Raw genomic sequence first — 19542 nt, forward strand, 5'->3', positions numbered from 1 at the left:
TTCTATATATTATGGCGTTTGTTTTTCATTTTTATAGAAAAAGAAAAATGGGGGAAAATAGGATGGAAAAGGCTAAAAAACACCATACTATAATAACCGCTTATTAATGATAATTAAGCCCGCTTATGGTGAAAAGAAATAGTGTAAAAAATGACATTTTTCTTATTGACAAGCCTTAAAACGATGTTATACTGGGTAATGTAAATTTTGCAATTTATTGAGGTTAACAACACCAAAGCGCACACGTTTGAGGAGGATTAGTTATGAAATCAAAGAAGTTGGTTGGTCTGGCTCTGGCAGGACTTATGGCTCTGTCATTAACCGCCTGCGGTAACTCCGGTTCCCCATCCGCTACAGCTACAACAAAAGCAGAAGGTCAGGCAACAGAGGCTGGCAAAACAGAAGCTGCTGACCCAAAAGGCGGAGTCGCCAAAGAGGATTTAAAGGTAGGATTTATTTACATCGGCGATGAGAACGAGAGCTACACAGCCGCTCATTACAATGGTGCCCTGGATATGAAGAAAGCCCTTGGCTTATCCGATGACCAGATCATTGTAAAGTGGAACGTTCCAGAAGACGAGAGTGCAAAAGATGCAGCTATGGATCTTGCTGATCAGGGCTGCAACATTATTTTTGCCAACAGCTTTGGTTACGAATCCTATATTATAGAAGCTGCAAAAGAATATCCAGATGTTCAGTTCTGTCATGCAACCGGATATCAGGCAAAAACAAGCGGCTTAAGCAATATGCATAATTATTTTACTAACGTATATGAATCCCGTTATGTATCCGGTATCGTGGCTGGACTTAAGTTAAACCAGATGATTCAGGATGGAAAAGTAAAAGAAGACGCAGTAAAGATCGGTTATGTAGGCGCATATCCATACGCAGAGGTAATCAGCGGATATACTTCCTTCTTCCTCGGCGTGCGTTCTGTATGTCCGCAGGCTACTATGGAAGTGAAGTATACCAACAGCTGGGGAAGCTTTGATCTGGAAAAAGAAGCAGCAGATGCTTTGATTTCCAATGGCTGTGTATTAATCAGCCAGCATGCAGATACCACTGGCGCTCCTGTTGCTTGTGAGGCAGCCGGCGTTCCGGACGTAGGCTATAACATCTCCATGCTTGCAACGGCTCCTAAGACTGCACTTACTTCAGCCTCCATCAACTGGGCTCCATATGTGACCTATGCAGTACAGAGTGTGATTGACGGCAAGGCCATTGACACAGACTGGTGCCAGGGCTACAAGGACGGAGCTGTTTCCATTACCGAACTGAATAAGGATGCAGTGGCTCCTGGAACAGAAGAGAAGGTAAAAGAAGCAGAAGATGCCATTAAGGCAGGAACCCTTCACGTATTTGATACTTCTACTTTTACAGTAGGCGGCAAAAAGCTTGAAACCTATAAAAAGGATGGAAGTGACGTGGAATACGTATCCAATGGATATTTCCATGAGTCTGAATTCGGTTCTGCACCGGCATTTGATATCTTAATTGATGGCATTACTACCATTGATAAATAAATGCTCAGACGGAAATGAGTCAGGCTTAAAAGCGGCGCCAGATATTTTGGCCCCGCTTTTTGCTATTAAAGAATGGAATGGGAAAAGCAGGAAAAAACGAAACGGAGGATGTCCCGGTGAACGATAATTATGCCATTGAACTGAAAAATATCACCAAACGGTTTGGCAAGGTAACTGCCAACGACAAAGTCTGCCTGTCTGTAAAGAGAGGAGAAATACTTTCGATTCTGGGGGAAAACGGAAGCGGCAAAACAACACTTATGAATATGATTTCCGGAATCTATTACCCTGATGAAGGGCAGATTGCGGTGAATGGAAAAGAGGTATCCATACGGTCTCCCAAGGATTCCTTTGATTTAGGAATTGGTATGATTCACCAGCACTTTAAGCTGGTCGAGGTGTTTACCGCAGCGGAAAACATCATTTTAGGCCTTCCGGGCCAGGAGCTTCTTGACCGGAAAGCAGTCAGCGATAAGATCAACAGCCTGACCGCCAAATACGGATTTGATTTAGACCCTGACCAGAAGATTTACACCATGTCAGTGTCCCAGAAGCAGACCGTAGAGATCGTTAAGCTGTTATACCGAGGCGTGGACATCCTTATATTAGATGAGCCTACGGCAGTACTTACCCCTCAGGAAGCGGACCGTCTCTTTGCAGTACTCCGCAACATGAGAAAAGCAGGTCATTCCATTATCATCATCACCCATAAGCTCAATGAAGTACTTACCTTGTCTGACCGGGTATCGGTTCTTAGAAAGGGCCAGTATATCGGCACCATCGAGACAAAAGAGGCGACAGAAGAATCCCTGACCGAAATGATGGTAGGAAAGAAAGTCAGCTTGAACATAGAACGTCCGGATCCCGTTTCCCCGGAAAAGAGACTGGAAATACATGGGCTTACCTGTGTAAGCAAGGAAGGAATCACTACGCTTGAAAACGCCACCTTTGTCGCTAACAGTGGAGAGATTCTTGGAATAGCAGGCGTTGCAGGAAGCGGACAGAGAGAGCTTTTAGAGGCTATTGCAGGACTGATTCCAACCACCAGAGGTTCTGCCCTTTATTACCCTCCGGAAGGCGGAGAAAAGGAACTGACCGTTATGAGCGCAGCCGATATTGCAAAGGCTGGAGTCCGGCTTTCCTTTGTTCCGGAAGACCGTCTTGGTATGGGACTTGTTGGTACCATGGATTTAACAGATAACATCATGCTTCGAAGCTATAAAAAAGGCCGTTCCTTTTTTGCAGACCGAAGATCCCCTAAGGCACTGGCAGAAAAGCTGATTCATGAGCTTGGAATCGCCACACCGGGAACCTCAATACCAGTACGAAAGCTGTCAGGCGGTAATGTTCAGAAGGTTTTAGTTGGACGTGAGATCGCATCTGCACCATCTGTACTTTTAGTGGCTTATCCGGTTCGCGGACTTGATATTCATTCCTCCCACACCATCTACAACCTGCTCAATGAGCAGAAAAAGAAAGGGACCGCTGTCATCTGCGTTGGTGAGGACCTGGATGTGCTCATGGAATTATGTGACAGCATCCTAGTTATGTGTGGCGGAACCATAAGCGGTATCGTTGACGGCAGAACTGCCACAAAAGAAGAAATCGGAAAGCTGATGATGAAAACAGGAGGAAATCAGGAATGATGAAGGGAAAAGAGCCGCTGTTTCAAACGGCAAAGCGGGAATCCATTGAACCATGGAAGGCATGGATGATTCGCCTCATTGCGGTTTTTCTGTCTTTGGTAGTCTGTGCAGGAGTCATCGTGGCACTGACTGGACTGAATCCTATTGAAGTTTATAAAGGAATTTTTGAAGGTGCCGTAGGTACCAAGAGAAGAATCTGGATGACCATAAGAGATACCCTGGTGCTTCTTTGTATCGCAGTTGGTATCACACCAGCATTTAAAATGAGATTCTGGAATATTGGTGCAGAAGGTCAGGTCTTAATTGGAGGCGTAACCTCTGCCGCTATGATGATTTATTTTGGAAATACTCTTTCTCCTTTTATATTATTTCCCCTCATGTTCCTTGGAAGCGCCATTGCAGCCATGATCTGGGCCTGCATTCCAGCTTTCTTTAAGGCATACTGGGATACCAATGAAACATTATTTACCTTGATGATGAACTATGTTGCCATGCAGGTGGTTACCTTTGGCATCATTTTCTGGGAAAATCCAAAAGGATCTAACTCCGTTGGTACCATTAACTCTGCAACAAAGGGCGGCTGGCTTCCAAAGCTCTTTGGCCTTGAGTATGGCTGGAATCTTATCATTGTATTAGGACTTACCATTGCCATGTATTTTTACTTAAAGCACAGCAAGCAGGGCTATGAAATCTCCGTCGTGGGAGAGAGCGGCAATACCGCCCGCTATGCCGGAATTAATGTGAAAAAAGTAATTATGAGAACCGTAGCTCTTTCCGGTGCCTTATGCGGAATTGCCGGATTCATCATCGTAAGCGGTGCCAGCCATACGATTTCCACCAGTACGGCAGGAGGCAGAGGATTTACTGCCATCATCGTTTCCTGGCTTAGTAAATTCAACACCTTTGCCATGATCATCGTTTCTTTCTTCCTTGTTTTCATGCAAAAGGGAGCCGGACAGATCGCCTCTCAGTTCAATTTAAATGAAAATGCTTCCGATGTTATTACCGGCATCATTCTTTTCTTTATTCTGGGCTGTGAATTCTTTATTGACTATGAAGTAAGGTTCCGGGGCGGCAAACGTTCATCGGCAGAATAGGAAGGAGTAATAGATCATGGGACTTTTGGTAATCTTTATTCAAAAAGTGATCGGCCAGGGAATCGGAATTCTCTACGGCGCACTTGGAGAAATCCTGACAGAAAAATCAGGTAACTTAAATCTGGGGATTCCGGGCATGATGTATATGGGAGGCATTGCAGGACTCATTGGCGCCTTTTTATATGAAAATTCCACAGCGGCCCCCAATGGACTGGTTGGCGTGCTGATTTCCTTTTTATGTGCCTTTTTGTGTGCTGCATTTGGCGGACTGATCTACAGCATACTGACCATAACCTTAAAAGCAAATCAAAACGTGACCGGACTTGCCCTGACTACCTTTGGTGTGGGCTTTGGTAACTTTTTTGGCGGATCTCTTTCAAAGCTTGCCGGCGGTGTTGGACAGATCTCTGTTGCAGTAACCGGACAGGCATTTAAAACTCCCATTCCAGGACTGTCAAAGCTTGGAGTCTTGGGACAGGCTCTGTTTTCTTATGGTTTTCTTACTTATCTTGGTGTTGCACTTGCAATCGCACTTGCTCTTTTCTTAAATAAAACAAGAAAGGGCCTGAACTTAAGAGCAGTAGGAGAGAGCCCGGCGACTGCGGATGCAGCAGGAATTCCTGTTACTGCCTACAAGTATCTGGCAACCTGCATTGGCGGCGGTTTAAGCGGTCTTGGCGGTCTCTACTTTGTAATGGAGTATTCCGGAGGAACCTGGACCAATAACGGTTTTGGCGACAGAGGCTGGCTTGCCATTGCTCTAGTCATTTTTGCCCTTTGGAAGCCGGTGGGAGCCATCTGGGGTTCTTTACTGTTTGGAGGGCTTTACATCCTATATTTATATATCCCAGGCTTAAGCCGTGGGTCACAGGAAATATTCAAGGCACTGCCTTATGTTGTAACCATCATCGTACTCATTATTTCGAGTTTAAGGAAAAAAAGGGAACACCAGCCGCCGGAAAGTCTTGGTCAGGCGTATTTCCGTGAAGAACGATAAATTACATTTTTGAAAAATAAAACCAGTCCGGGTGTTTATAAGGATTTTATAATTCTTTTCTTGATTTATGGGGAGACTGACACTATAATGATAGAGATATATAATGGGTAGAAACTATCCGGATTGGAGACTTTACACAGATGGATAACAAGAATCAGAATCAAAACAAGATGCCGAAAAATACCCAGGCCATCGTTATATGGGTCGCTGCGTTTCTGATTGCCGTAGCAGGAATTTCTTATCTGCACAACGCGATTACAACGAGGACCAATAAAGAGCTGAGTTACGACACCTTTATGAATATGGTTGATGCGAAACAAGTAGAGTCTGTTCATGTAGACGATACAAAGATTACCATCACACCTAAGAGCACCTGGGAAGGATACAAGCCTGGAGTCAGCTATTACACGGTGCGTATGGACTCTGATTTAAAGCTGGTAGACCGGCTTTATGATGCAGGTGTAGATATCGTAAGGACTCGAAAAGACAGCAATTTCTTCATTCAGACCATAGTCAGCTATCTGCTTTTATTTGCAGCCATGGGATTCTTATTGAACTTCATGATGCGCCGGGTTGGCGGCGGCGGACTGATGGGAGTTGGAAAGAGCAACGCCAAGGTCTATGTGCAAAAGGAAACCGGCATTACCTTTAAGGATGTGGCGGGAGAAGACGAGGCAAAGGAATCCTTAACTGAGATTGTAGATTTCCTTCATAATCCGGGGAAATATACAAAGATTGGAGCCAAGCTTCCAAAAGGTGCTCTTCTTGTAGGCCCTCCAGGAACAGGTAAGACACTCCTTGCAAAGGCAGTAGCTGGAGAGGCTCACGTGCCCTTTTATTCCCTGTCAGGTTCCGATTTTGTTGAGATGTTCGTAGGTGTGGGTGCTTCCCGTGTCCGTGATTTATTCAAACAGGCTCAGGAATCTGCTCCCTGTATTATCTTTATCGATGAAGTGGATGCCATCGGAAAAAGCCGTGATTCCAGATTTGGAGGCGGCAACGATGAGAGAGAACAGACACTTAACCAGCTTCTTTCTGAGATGGATGGATTTGACTCTTCCAAGGGCCTCTTAGTCCTTGCGGCGACTAACCGTCCGGAGATTCTGGATCCGGCTTTATTAAGACCAGGCCGTTTTGACCGTCGTATTATCGTAGATAAGCCGGATTTAAAAGGCCGTGTGGATATTTTAAAGGTTCATGCAAGAGACGTACTTCTTGATGAGACCGTTGATCTTGATGCCATCGCTCTTGCAACCTCTGGAGCCGTTGGTTCTGATCTTGCCAACATGATTAATGAATCCGCCATTTTAGCAGTTAAGAACGGACGTCATGCCGTGGCTCAGAAGGATTTATTTGAGGCAGTTGAGGTCGTACTTGTTGGTAAAGAAAAGAAAGACCGTGTTCTTAATAAGGAAGAACGCCGTATCGTTTCCTATCACGAGGTGGGTCATGCGCTGGTCAGTGCTCTTCAAAAAGATGCAGAGCCAGTACAGAAGATCACCATTGTTCCAAGAACCATGGGTGCTTTGGGATACGTCATGCAGGTACCGGAAGAAGAGAAATTCTTAAATTCCAAGAAAGAGCTTCATGCCATGCTGGTAGGCTATCTGGCCGGCCGTGCGGCTGAGGAAATCGTATTTGATTCCATTACCACAGGAGCTGCCAATGACATTGAACAGGCAACTAAGATTGCCAGGGCTATGGTGACTCAGTATGGTATGTCAGATAAATTCGGCCTTATTGGTCTTGCTACCAAGGAAGACCAGTACTTAAGCGGTCGTACTGTGATGAACTGCGCAGAAGCAACTTCTTCCCAGATAGATGACGAAGTCATGAGAATGCTGAAGGAGGCCTATGAAGAGGCCAAATCCCTGCTGTTGGAGAATCGTGATGTCATGGATAAGATTGCAGAGTTCCTGATTGAAAGAGAAACCATCACTGGTAAGGAATTCATGAAGATTTTCCGAGAGGCAAAAGGAATTCCTGAGCCGGAGGAGAAAAAGAAGGATTCTGAAGGGGAAGATAAAGCAGAACCTTCTGACGGTCTTACAGACTGGGTAGAGGAAAAGGAAGCCGAGAAAGAACCAGATTCTCACTTTGGAGATATTAAAAATTAGATGAATCAAACCGCTGTTAGCTATGGCTGCAGCGGTTTTTTTATATTAAGAAATTACGCTCTATTACATAAAAAGCTCTGCCGGTCGGGATGCGCATGACGCTCTGCAGATTGTCAGAGACTATAGCATTTCTTTGCTTCCTTGATGAACTCTAATACGGTCCCACTGCTATAAATTTACAATATTTGACAAATATCTACTATTTGTTATATAATTCAATTACAATTTTTCAAAGAATTTATGATTAAAATACAAAGGATAAGTGGGGGATATGACCATGGAAAGGAAGAGTCAATTTTTACAGAAGGCCATCAAAAAGAAAGAGGAAGGCCAGGGATCACTTGGGAAGAGACGATCCATCAAAAAGACATTGTTAATTGGTATCATCAGTCTCTCCGTTTCAATCTCTATTCTTTTTGGATTAGTTAACGGTTTCATGTTTTACAGTGATACGAAAGATAATACTGATAAGAGGCTGATGGAATCAGCTCAGGCGTATGGTCAGGCTGTAGAGAATGCCATCGATGTATATAAGACAAAGATTGAAGCCGCTGCCCAATACACAACCATTACCGACCAGAACAAAAGCCCGGACCAGAGAAAAGAAGCCTTAGACAAGCTGGCAAAGCAATATGGCTTTATCGATCTGATTACATCAGATGTCAACGGAAAGGCCAGCAATGGAACCGATGTGAGCAATAAGGAATACTTTATCCAGGCAATGAAGGGAGAGACCTATCTTTCTTCCACCTTCCATAGCGATGCACTTGGAAAGACCGTTCTGGTCATTGCCACTAAGGTGAATAACGGACAATTCAACGGAGTAATCTCAGGAGCCCTGGATGCAGATACCTTTAGCAATATGATTGACGGCGTTTCCATAGGAAAATCAGGCTATGGTTTTATCGTAGATAAAACAGGTAAGGTGGTTGCTCATAAGAACAGAGAGACCGTAGCCAAAGAGACCAATTATATTGAAATGGGCAAAACAGACAAAGCGTTTGCCGTACTTTCTAAAAACATTCAGGATATGGCAAATGGAAATACAGGAATCCGGGAATCAGCCTTAAAGGGTAAGGTCCTGATTATGGGATATACACCAATTAAGAATACCGATGGCTGGTCCATTGGAATCGTATCCGATAAGTCAGAGATGATGATGGCATTTTATCAGTCAGTAGGAATGACAGCCCTAATGACTGTACTGCTGATTGGTGTATCGTTGCTCTTTGCGTTCCGAATCGCCACTCCTATTGTAACTCCCATCATCAATCTGGTAAAACGCATTGAGGCCCTGTCAGAGGGAGATTTACATACCGAAGTACCACAGGTGAACTCAGGTGATGAGCTTGAAATCCTGTCTCATTCCTTTACGGAAACCGTGAATACCTTAAATCAATATATCAATGAGATATCCATGATCTTAAGCAGCCTGGAAAAAGGGGATTGTACCGTTACAACCTCCCAGGATTATAAAGGTGATTTTGTAAAGATCAGAGATTCTTTAAATAGAATTACTTCAAACCTGAATTCTGTATTTGGTAAGATCAAGGAATCCTCAGAACGTGTAGCAGACGGATCCAAACAGATTTCAGATGCTTCCACGGCTTTGGCGGCGGGAGCTACGGAACAGGCAGCTACGGTGGAAGAATTAAGTTCTTCTATCACTCAAGTTGCAAACCGGGCTCAGGAGAATGCAGCCAATGTTCAAAAGGCAACCGATTATGTAAAACAGGCCGGTGACGGAATGAATGAAGGCAATGCCTATATGGAGAGACTGGACCAGTCCATGAAGGAAATCGGACAGGCTTCTGATAAGATATCCAGCATAACCAAGGTGATTGAGGACATTGCATTCCAGACCAATATTCTGGCTCTGAATGCAGCAGTGGAATCTGCAAGAGCCGGCGAAGCAGGAAAAGGCTTTGCAGTCGTTGCCGATGAAGTACGGAATCTGGCTGGCAAATCCGCGGAGGCCGCCAAGCAGACAGCAGAGCTTATAGGACACTCTGTTGAAACCGTCTCAGAGGGAGGAAAAATAGCCCGTGAGACCACCCGTATCTTAAAGGAAGTGGCAGAGCATTCTGCACTGGTAGAAAAGACGATCCAGGAGATTGCAGAAGCCTCTTATGAGCAGGTGGAAGCCATTGATGAGATTAACCAGGGCCTGACCCAGGTATCTGTAGTGGTACAGACCAATGCGGCTACTGCGGAAGAAAGCTCTGCATCCAGTGAAGAATTAGATGCCCAGGCACAGTTATTAAAACAGGAAGTGGAAAAATTCCGTCTACAGGATATGGGAGCTGCCCCAGTTAAAGAGCAGGAAGCGTTTGACAACGGATATTCTGCATACAATGCTGTTTCCCATGTTTCCCAGGAGATTGAGATTCCAGAAGATGTACAGAGCTACCATTCTTCAAAATATTAATCATCACTAAGGCTTAAATTCCTTACACAGGCAGATACCATCAGCAAGTATAATGTTATTGTAAGAAATGGAGATTTTTGCTATAATGTAAGGAGAAGCCTTAATAAAAACATAACGGCTGTCATGAACCTATGATAGCCGTTTCTTTTTGTCCGTTTCTGCAAAAATGCCGCTGAAACTAAAGAATCTTAGCAGAAGGACGGGAGAGGAAGCGAAAGAAATATGATACTGATGAATGAAATACCAGACCGCTTTTGGGGATTGTTCCGTTCCATCAACCGGTCTACCTACATAGAAGCTTTGCTGAGAATCAATGAAGAATATGAATATAGCAACTACTTTTTAAGCAGAGAGGTCTGTCTCCAGGTGCTTGACGATTATTTTCTCCAGAAACGGTTCGTCATCTGGCAGGATGAGCTGGAAGAGGAAGCCGATGAGCTGGAGCCCCCTGCCGCCAGAGTTCTTAACTGGCTGTTAAGAGCCGGCTGGCTTCGAAAAGTAGATGATTATGCCTCCATGACAGTCCATATCGTAATCCCTGATTACGCAGCTGTTATGATTGAGGCATTTTTTAAGCTTACCACAGACGAAGAAGATGAGACCCAGATTTATATCCAGAACATTTACGCCATCCTTTTTTCCCTGAAAAATGATCCAAGAGCCAGCATCAGCCTCTTAAATACGGCCTATGTCAATACGAAACGGCTTAACAAGACACTTCAGGACATGCTTCACAACATGGACAAGTTCTTTGCAAGCCTCCTTGAAAAACGGGCATACGGAGAGCTTTTAAAGGATCATCTGGAAGGTTATGTGGAAGAGATCGTAAAAAAGAAATACCACATTTTAAAAACCTCTGATAATTTCTACCTCTATAAAAATGATATCAAGCGCTGGATCAGCGCCATGCGGGAGGATGTCCAGTGGATGGAAGAGATGAGCACCCGCAGCCGGAATAAAGTAACGGCAGCAGATGTTTCCGAAAAACTGGATCAGATTGAGCGGGGATTTGATGATATTGAGCACCGGATCGCCAACATGGATAAGGAACATTCCAGGTATATCCGTGCGACAGTAACAAGGCTTAATTATCTGTTGAACCAGGAAGACAACATGAAGGGGCTTGTCATCCGTCTGTTGAACCACTTATCCGAGGCAGAGGATCAGGAAGCTGCGATTCAGGAGACTGGCAATCGGCTGAACTTATCCCAGGTATCCATTTTATCGGAGCATGCTCTATATAAGAAAAGAAAGCCAAGGTCCATCTTTAAAGAGACCCTGGCAGCGGATGAGGAATCCGTGGAGCTGACAACTCAGGAGATTTTAAACTTAAACCGGCTAAAGAACCGTTACAGCCGGAAAGAGATTGAAAGCTACTTAGCTTCTCATATGGATAACGGGCGTATGGAAGTGACAGAGCATACGGTGAAAACGGCAGAGGATTTTGAAATGCTTATTCTGGCTTATGATTATTCGACCAGACGAAAAAGCATTTACGGAGTGGAAGATCCGGAACCGGAATTGATTGACAATGGCAGATACCGCTATCCCAAGCTGGTGTTTGTAAGGAGGAATGAATCATGACATACGAAGAGACTGCTGGCGCCATCGGCCAGATCCCATATTATGACGCTTTAAGCCAGGAGGAAAAAAGAGAGGTCACCGACGGCTTAAAAATACTCCTGCGTCAGACCTTTGTGCTGGAGCACAAGTACGATAAGCGGACCGAGCGCTTTGCCTATAATCAGGAATTTCGAATCTGCAACAAGCACCTGGAATTTATCCGTTCCTATCTAGCCGTAATCGGTGTGTCCGTTCTGGAAAACAGTCAGCTTGGGATCATCTATATTCAGGGAGAGACAACCATGGGAGACAAACTTCCAAAGCTTGCCACCCTTTATCTTCTTGTACTAAAGCTTATTTACGACGAACAGATGGCAGAGGTATCCACCAGCGTCAATGTTTACACCACATTAAGCGATATCCACGAAAAGCTTGGAAGCTACCGGCTCTTTAAAAAGCAGCCGGCGCCTACTGAAATCAGAAGGACCATAGCATTGTTAAAGAAATATCAGGTATTGGAGCCCTTAGACCTTCTGGAAGATTTAGAAGGGGACAGCCGACTGATCATTTACCCCTGTATCAATGTGGTGCTTTTTGGTGACGACGTGAGGGGCCTGTTAGAATCATTTGAAGAAGGAGAGGACAGCGATGACGAATCAGAAATTTGAGGCTCTTTCCAGGATCCTGTTAAACAACTGGCACTATATCAACCGGAAAACCTTATCCTTTCATAAAGAAATCAACTTCTTTACTGGTCATTCCGGCAGCGGAAAATCCACGGTCATCGATGCCATGCAGATTCTTCTTTATGCCAATACCGATGGCCGGGGCTTCTTTAATAAGGCAGCTGCCGATGATTCCGACCGAAATCTTATTGAATATCTGCGGGGCATGGTAAACATTGGGGAGAACAACGAATTTGCCTACTTAAGAAACCAGAATTTCTCAACTACCATAGTGCTGGAGCTGGAGCGAACCGACACCGAGGCCTTCCAATGCGTTGGTGTTGTTTTTGATGTGGAGACCTCCACCAATGAAATCTCCAGAAAATTCTTCTGGCACAAGGGGCCATTATGGGACAATGGATACCGGACGGCTGACCGGGCCATGACCATAGAGGAAATTACTGCAACCCTTCGTTCTAATTATACGAAGGAGGAGTATTTTGCAACGTCCCATAACGAGCGGTTTCGGAGACAGCTCTATGACGTATACTTAGGCGGCCTTGATTCAGAGAAATTCCCTCTGCTCTTTAAGCGGGCCATTCCATTTCGAATGAATATCAAGCTGGAGGATTTCGTAAAGGAATACATCTGCATGGACCAGGATATCCATATTGAGGATATGCAGGAAAGCGTCATGCAGTATGGCCGTATGCGGAAGAAAATCGAGGATACGTCGGTTGAGATCGGCATTTTAAAGGAACTATCGGATCAATACAACCGGGTCCAGGAGTTCAATGAACAGATCCATAAAAATATGTACTTTTTCCGAAAAGCGGAAATCAAGGACTACCAGACAAAAATCCAGGCTTTGGCGGATAAAACAGGACTTGCAAAGGAAGACCTTCTTCGTCAGGAAGAGCAAAAGACCAGTCTGGAAGGTCAGGTGAAGGATTTGACGCTGCAGGGAGAAGAGCTTCTTCGAAGAATCTCTTCCACCGGATATGAGGACTTAAAAAATCAGTGGAATGCGACTGAGGAACTGATCGGTCATTTAAACAAAAGTGCTGTCAAATGGTCCCAGACCTCGGATAAGCTGAAGGAATGGGTGGAGGAAGATACCACCGCAAACCAGACCATTTGGGATATCGAAGCATTTGGCAAAAAGGAAGCAGATGAGGAAACTCTCATCCGGTTAAAACGTTCCATTGCCGAGATGCAAAAAGAAACGGAAGAGACCAAAAAAGAAGCAGAAGGTACCTTACGTGATATCCGAAAAAAAGAGCGCCAGACAAGCGAAGAACTGACCCAGCTTAAGGCAGGCAATAAAGCCTACCCCAAATATTTAGAACGGGCCAGAGCCTATGTCCAGAAGCGTCTTTTAGAAGAGACGGGAAAGGCCGTTGAAGTGTGGGTTCTGGCAGACCTTCTGGATATCAAGGACGAGACCTGGAGAAATGCCGTTGAGGGCTACATGGGCAATCACAAGCTGTCTCTGGTGGTAGCTCCAGCTTATGCCAAGGCGGCGCTTGGAATCTATGGAGAGCTTGACAAGAACGAATACTATAACGTGGCAGTTCTGGATACGGAGGAAGCGTCAAAGCATACCAGCGAGGTAATGGAAGGAGCGTTGTCCCAGGAGGTAGTGGTGCGTGAGTCCTACTTACAGCCTTACATCGATCTTCTCCTGGGCCGCGTTGTAAAATGCCTGACTGTGGAGGAGCTTCGCCGCTGCAAGGTAGGGGTGACTCCTGACTGCATGCTGTATCACACCTTCCGGCTCCAGCATATGAATCCGGACAATTACACGAAATTTGCCTATATCGGCAAGGACAGTGTCCGCAGAAGAATCCGTTTGCTGGAAAAGAGCCTCATTTCCATGGAGGAAGAGAAAAAGCCTCAGGAAGAAGTCTTAAAAGAATGTCAGAGAATCCTTTCCATGGAAGCCTTATCAGAAGAAACAAGCGTTTATCTGGAATGGCAGCAGGATATGAACTCCTTAAAGGAAAAGGAAAAAGAAAAAAAGAAGCTGGAACAGAAGCTTGAGAAAATAAAGGCCCAAAATGTCAGCGAGTGGGAAAAGGAACGGGAAGCCATTTTAACACTGTGTGACGGAAAAAGGGCAGAGCAAAGAGCCTTAGACAAGCTGATCTTTGAATGCAGCGGTAAGATCGAAGGGTATCAAAAAGAGATTCTGGAGCTTCAGTCACAGCTGGTGGAGAGGACAAGCAGCCTGGAGCCAGAGGAAGAGCTGGAAGAGGAAAGCAGAGCGTACTTTGATACGGAAGAAATCCCAAGGTACGACCGGTTGAAGGACCGATTCTATGCTCTGTCAAAAAAGGCGGAGGAAGCAAGAGATGATGCCTTTTCTATTCTGGTCTCTGCCAGAGGAGAGTATGGAAGGAAATATCCCAACAGAAACTGCTCCCTTACCTCAAAGGACAATGAAGAATACGACAGGCTCCTGGAGCTGATGGAATGCGGAAACCTGGAAGAGTATCGGAAAATGGCAGCAGAGCAGGCAAAATCAGCTGTTCTTCATTTTAAAGACGATTTCATGTTCAAGATACGAAGCGCCATTCGGGATGCCATTCAGCGAAAGGAAGAACTGAACCGGATCATCAGCCGTCTTGATTTCGGAAAGGATAAATATCAGTTCGTCATAGGTAAAAACAAAGGACCTGACGGCCGTTATTACGACATGTTCATGGATGACTCCCTGGAGGTAAATCCCTCTCAGCTTACAGATTCTGTAGATGACCAGATGAACCTGTTCACCATGGAGCACGAAAATCAGTACGGCGAAATCATCAATGACTTAATCAACATCTTCATCCCACCAGACAATGCCACCCCGGAGCAGATGGAGGAAGCCAAGAGAAATATGGACCGGTATGCAGATTACCGCACCTATTTATCCTTTGACATGCAGCAGCTGGTGCAAAATGAAGATGAAGTCATTAAAATCCGCTTAAGTAAAATGCTTAAGAAAAACTCCGGCGGCGAGGGGCAGAACCCCCTTTACGTGGCACTTCTGGCAAGCTTTGCACAGGCCTACCGCATCAGCCAGTCCCCTAAGGTACAAAGAAATCCTACCATTCGCCTGGTGGTTCTTGATGAGGCATTCTCCAAGATGGACGCAGAAAAGGTAGCAAGCTGTATCGAGCTGATCCGTGGTCTTGGTTTTCAGGCAATCATCAGTGCCACCAACGACAAAATCCAGAATTACGTGGAAAATGTGGACAAAACCTTTGTCTTTGCCAATCCAAACAAGAAGTCTATCTCTATTCAGGAATTTGAACGGGAAAGCTTCCCGGAACTGATGCAGGAGCTTGATGAGGACGTGGAGAGCTAAAAAGAACATCTATCCTTATAAGGAAGAAATTACAGAGTAAAAAGTCGAACAGGGCTAAAGCTGTGCAGATCAATAGATCAATGCGCTTGCTTAGGCCCTGTTCCTATGAATTAAGCAGGTAAATTATAATACCTTTTTCATGCAGATGGAATCAGCCATATCTTTATATTGCCCATAATTAGGAATGGTCTCAAACCCTATGCCCTGGTATAAATGGATTGCCCTGGTCATAGGTCTGCCGGTCTCCAGGATCAGAGCTAGAAACCCTTTTTCTTTGGCATAGACCTCAATCAGTTCCATAAGCTTTTTGGATATTCCCTTACCCCGATATTCATCACGCACATAAACCCGCTTTACCTCAGCACATTCTTCATCATACCGCTTGAAGCTGGCACATGCGACGGGAGAGTTATTGTCATAGGCCACGATCACATCCTTAATATCATCTAAGTAATTGTACTGGGCATATTGGGAGCGGTTCTTTTCCCCACCAACCTGTTCATTTAAAGATTCATCCAGCTCCTGGCATAGTAAAATGAAATCCTGACTGACTGAATTTGTATATTCAAACCTCAAGTTTTTACCTCCTTGTATTTATCCCTTTTTTGTAAGATTCTGCAAGCTTTCAACACGTACCCACTCTTGTGTTGATACATACGCATATGCACATGTAATGTATTACTGTGTACCTCTAAATGTTTTTCGAGGATAAATAAAATCATATATAATAGAAAGGTGGATGTCAAGAAAAGCGGCTTTTCTTCTTGATAAATAAATATTATTTCTGCATAAGTAAGAAACGCCTTTAGATCTTACTTCACATCATATCATATCATATCATGTGCCATTAGCCTGTGAACTTATGGAGCATGTCACGTTACATTCTATGTGCATTCGCATATGAAGAATCAGGGGTGCCCCCCTAGCCACTCTCGTACCTGATCTATATCAATCCCTCATTCATTTTCTTCCTGCCTTGATTGACGTATCCTGGAATGGATGCGATTTCATAGTTATTTTTCACTGCTGTTTGTTATATAATGGAGTTTGCTGGTCTTTCATCAGAGAGACCAAATTGTAGATTTATTATCGAACAAATGTTTGCAAAAAGCAAAATAGTGTGATATAATTGGAAAAATCAGTTGTTGTGTTATAAGGGAGTGGGCCGAGGAGACCCCCATCCTGAGGCAGTGTCATTCAGGATGTCAGTTGATAACAGGAGTACATTATGGCAAAACAGTATATTAAGATAAGAGGTGCCAATGAGCACAATTTAAAAAACGTTACCGTGGATATTCCAAGGAATGAGCTGGTAGTTTTAACGGGCTTAAGTGGTTCGGGAAAATCTTCCCTGGCTTTTGATACCATTTACGCAGAGGGGCAGAGACGCTATATGGAGTCCCTTTCTTCTTATGCCAGACAGTTCTTGGGCCAGATGGAAAAACCGGATGTGGAGAACATTGAAGGACTTTCACCGGCCATTTCCATCGACCAGAAGTCTACCAACCGTAATCCACGTTCCACCGTAGGTACGGTAACAGAGATCTATGATTATTTACGACTACTCTATGCCAGAGTAGGAATCCCTCATTGTCCAAAGTGCGGACGGGAGATTAAGAAACAGACCGTAGACCAGATGGTAGATCAGATTATGGGGCTGCCGGAGAGAACAAAGATTCAGCTTTTGGCTCCAGTGGTTCGCGGAAGAAAAGGCGAGCATGCAAAGGTTCTGGAAAACTCCAGAAAAAGCGGTTACGTCAGAGTCCGCATTGATGGCAATCTCTATGAGCTGTCTGAAGAAATCAAGCTGGACAAGAACATTAAACATAACATAGAAGTCGTCGTAGACCGTCTGGCTATCCGGGAAGGCATAGAAAAACGACTGACAGATTCCATCGAGACCGTGATGGAGCTGGCAGATGGCCTTATGATCGTAGACGTAATAGATGGAAATCCTATTAATTTCAGTCAGAGCTTCTCTTGCCCTGACTGCGGCATCAGCATTGACGAAGTGGAACCAAGAAGCTTCTCCTTTAATAACCCATTTGGAGCCTGCCCGGACTGTTTTGGTCTTGGATATAAGATGGAGTTCGACGAAGATCTGATGATTCCTGACAAGAGCCTTAGCATTGATGAAGGAGCCATTACCGTACTTGGCTGGCAGTCCTGTACTGATAAGGGAAGCTATACCCGCGCGGTCCTGGATGCGTTGGCAAAGGAGTATCATTTTAAGCTGAATACTCCCTTTGAGGATTATCCAAAAGAAGTACATGACATCCTGATCCATGGAACCAATGGTAAGGAAGTAAAAGTATATTATAAGGGACAGCGAGGAGAAGGTATCTACGATGTTGCCTTTGAGGGACTGGTACAGAATGTTGCCAGAAGATACCGGGAAACCTATTCTGAATCCTCCAAGGCTGAATATGAGACCTTTATGCGCATCACCCCATGTCCAGCCTGCGGCGGCATGAGACTGAAAAAAGAATCACTTGCCGTTACAGTTGGAGATAAAAATATTTACGAAGCCACCAATATGTCCATCGTCCGCTTCCGCGAGTTCTTTGACCAGATGAATCTGACTCCTATGCAGCGCGCCATCGGTGACCAGATTTTAAAAGAGATCAGAGCAAGAGTTTCCTTCCTCATTGATGTTGGTCTTGATTACCTGACCTTAAGCCGTGCCACAGGAACCTTATCCGGCGGCGAGGCCCAGAGAATCCGTCTGGCCACTCAAATCGGTTCAGGACTGGTAGGTGTAGCTTATATCTTAGATGAGCCAAGCATCGGTCTTCACCAGAGAGATAATGACAAGCTGTTAAAGACCCTTCTTCATCTGAGAGACCTTGGAAACAGTGTAATCGTGGTAGAGCATGACGAAGACACCATGATGGCAGCCGATTATATTGTGGATATTGGTCCAGGTGCCGGAGAGCACGGTGGAAATGTTGTTGCAGTAGGTACTGCAAAGCAGATTATGAAGAATAAGAATTCAGTCACTGGAGCTTATTTAAGCGGACGCATTAAGATTCCAGTACCAAAAGAGCGCAGAGAGCCAACCGGATATCTGACTGTAAAGGGAGCACAAGAGAATAATCTAAAGAACGTCGATGTTTCGTTCCCTCTTGGAGTCATGACCTGTGTCACCGGTGTATCCGGTTCTGGTAAGAGTTCTCTTGTCAATGAGATTCTTTACAAAGCTCTGGCAAAGAAGCTGAACCGGGCAAGAACTGTTCCTGGAAAGCATAAGTCCCTGGAGGGTGTGGATCAGCTTGATAAAATCATAGCCATCGATCAGTCCCCAATTGGAAGAACACCAAGATCCAACCCTGCCACCTATACAGGTGTATTTGACTTGATCCGTGACTTATTTGCCTCCACCCCCGATGCAAAGGCAAAAGGCTATTCCAAAGGCCGTTTCAGCTTTAATGTTAAAGGCGGACGCTGTGAAGCATGTAATGGTGATGGTATTATTAAGATAGAGATGCACTTTCTTCCTGATGTCTACGTACCTTGTGAGGTATGTAATGGAAAACGTTACAACCGCGAGACATTAGATGTAAAATATAAAGGAAAAAACATTTATGATGTTCTTGACATGACCGTGGAAGAGGCCGTAAAGTTTTTTGAAAATGTACCATCTATCTCAAGAAAAATATCTACCCTGAATGATGTAGGACTTTCCTATATCCGTCTTGGACAGCCTTCCACAGAGTTATCTGGCGGTGAGGCTCAGAGAATTAAACTTGCTACAGAATTAAGCAAGCGTGGTACGGGTAAGACCATTTACATTTTAGACGAGCCTACCACCGGACTTCATTTTGCTGATGTTCACAAGCTGATTGAGATCTTAAGAAAGCTTTCAGAGGGTGGCAATACTGTAGTTGTCATTGAACATAATCTGGAGGTCATCAAGACTGCGGACTACATCATTGACATTGGCCCCGAAGGAGGAGACAAAGGCGGTACTGTAATCGCCCAGGGTACACCAGAAGACGTGGCACTTTGTCCCGATTCTTACACCGGCCATTATATAAAGAAATATTTAGAATAAGTAAGGTTTCATAACTATAATGATATTGAAGATTCCGCCTTTTGTAGCATGCCTGTCAGAAATGACAGCAGTATGGATCAACAGGCGGGATTTTCCCGTA

General features: G+C 44.6%; 11 protein-coding genes. 10 read left to right on the plus strand and 1 reads right to left on the minus strand.

What is annotated here, in order from left to right:
• The first annotated feature begins 263 nt into the window (after positions 1 to 263).
• From T546_RS0120810 to T546_RS0120850, 9 genes are all read left to right on the plus strand, one after another.
• Positions 264 to 1523: a BMP family ABC transporter substrate-binding protein gene (locus tag T546_RS0120810; RefSeq protein ID WP_026893284.1), complete on the plus strand. Its 1260-nt coding sequence runs from the start codon at positions 264 to 266 to the stop codon at positions 1521 to 1523.
• 116 nt (positions 1524 to 1639) lie between these two features.
• Positions 1640 to 3169: an ABC transporter ATP-binding protein gene (locus tag T546_RS0120815; RefSeq protein WP_026893285.1), complete on the plus strand. Its 1530-nt coding sequence runs from the start codon at positions 1640 to 1642 to the stop codon at positions 3167 to 3169.
• Positions 3166 to 4266, plus strand: a complete 1101-nt coding sequence (locus T546_RS0120820; protein WP_081752422.1) for an ABC transporter permease — start codon at positions 3166 to 3168, stop codon at positions 4264 to 4266. Before T546_RS0120815 ends, T546_RS0120820 begins: the two co-directional genes overlap by 4 nt.
• Before the next feature lie 16 nt (positions 4267 to 4282).
• Positions 4283 to 5263 (plus strand): ABC transporter permease, encoded by a 981-nt coding sequence (locus T546_RS0120825; protein WP_024838494.1) that lies wholly within the window; start codon positions 4283 to 4285, stop codon positions 5261 to 5263.
• Between the two features lie 140 nt (positions 5264 to 5403).
• On the plus strand, positions 5404 to 7380 hold the full coding sequence (ftsH, locus tag T546_RS0120830; protein WP_026893286.1) for an ATP-dependent zinc metalloprotease FtsH: 1977 nt from the start codon (positions 5404 to 5406) through the stop codon (positions 7378 to 7380).
• Between the two features lie 277 nt (positions 7381 to 7657).
• Positions 7658 to 9808 (plus strand): methyl-accepting chemotaxis protein, encoded by a 2151-nt coding sequence (locus tag T546_RS24130; protein ID WP_051630009.1) that lies wholly within the window; start codon positions 7658 to 7660, stop codon positions 9806 to 9808.
• A gap of 222 nt (positions 9809 to 10030) precedes the next feature.
• Complete coding sequence (locus T546_RS0120840) at positions 10031 to 11392, plus strand: Wadjet anti-phage system protein JetA family protein (protein WP_026893287.1); 1362 nt, start codon at positions 10031 to 10033, stop codon at positions 11390 to 11392.
• On the plus strand, positions 11389 to 12039 hold the full coding sequence (locus T546_RS0120845; RefSeq protein ID WP_026893288.1) for a DUF4194 domain-containing protein: 651 nt from the start codon (positions 11389 to 11391) through the stop codon (positions 12037 to 12039). The genes T546_RS0120840 and T546_RS0120845 overlap by 4 nt, the downstream gene beginning before the upstream one ends.
• Positions 12020 to 15388, plus strand: a complete 3369-nt coding sequence (locus tag T546_RS0120850) for an ATP-binding protein (protein WP_026893289.1) — start codon at positions 12020 to 12022, stop codon at positions 15386 to 15388. The genes T546_RS0120845 and T546_RS0120850 overlap by 20 nt, the downstream gene beginning before the upstream one ends.
• 123 nt (positions 15389 to 15511) lie before the next feature.
• Here T546_RS0120850 and T546_RS0120855 read toward each other — a convergent pair whose 3' ends face one another.
• On the minus strand, positions 15512 to 15964 hold the full coding sequence (locus T546_RS0120855; RefSeq protein ID WP_026893290.1) for a GNAT family N-acetyltransferase: 453 nt from the start codon (positions 15962 to 15964) through the stop codon (positions 15512 to 15514).
• 652 nt (positions 15965 to 16616) lie between these two features.
• Between T546_RS0120855 and uvrA the strand changes: the two genes are divergently transcribed.
• A complete protein-coding gene (uvrA, locus tag T546_RS0120860) occupies positions 16617 to 19442 on the plus strand; it encodes an excinuclease ABC subunit UvrA (protein WP_026893291.1) in 2826 nt (941 codons plus the stop codon).
• Positions 19443 to 19542: the final 100 nt, after the last annotated feature.

Origin of the sequence: [Clostridium] aerotolerans DSM 5434, assembly GCF_000687555.1 — a bacterium.
Lineage (GTDB): Bacteria > Bacillota > Clostridia > Lachnospirales > Lachnospiraceae > Lacrimispora > Lacrimispora aerotolerans.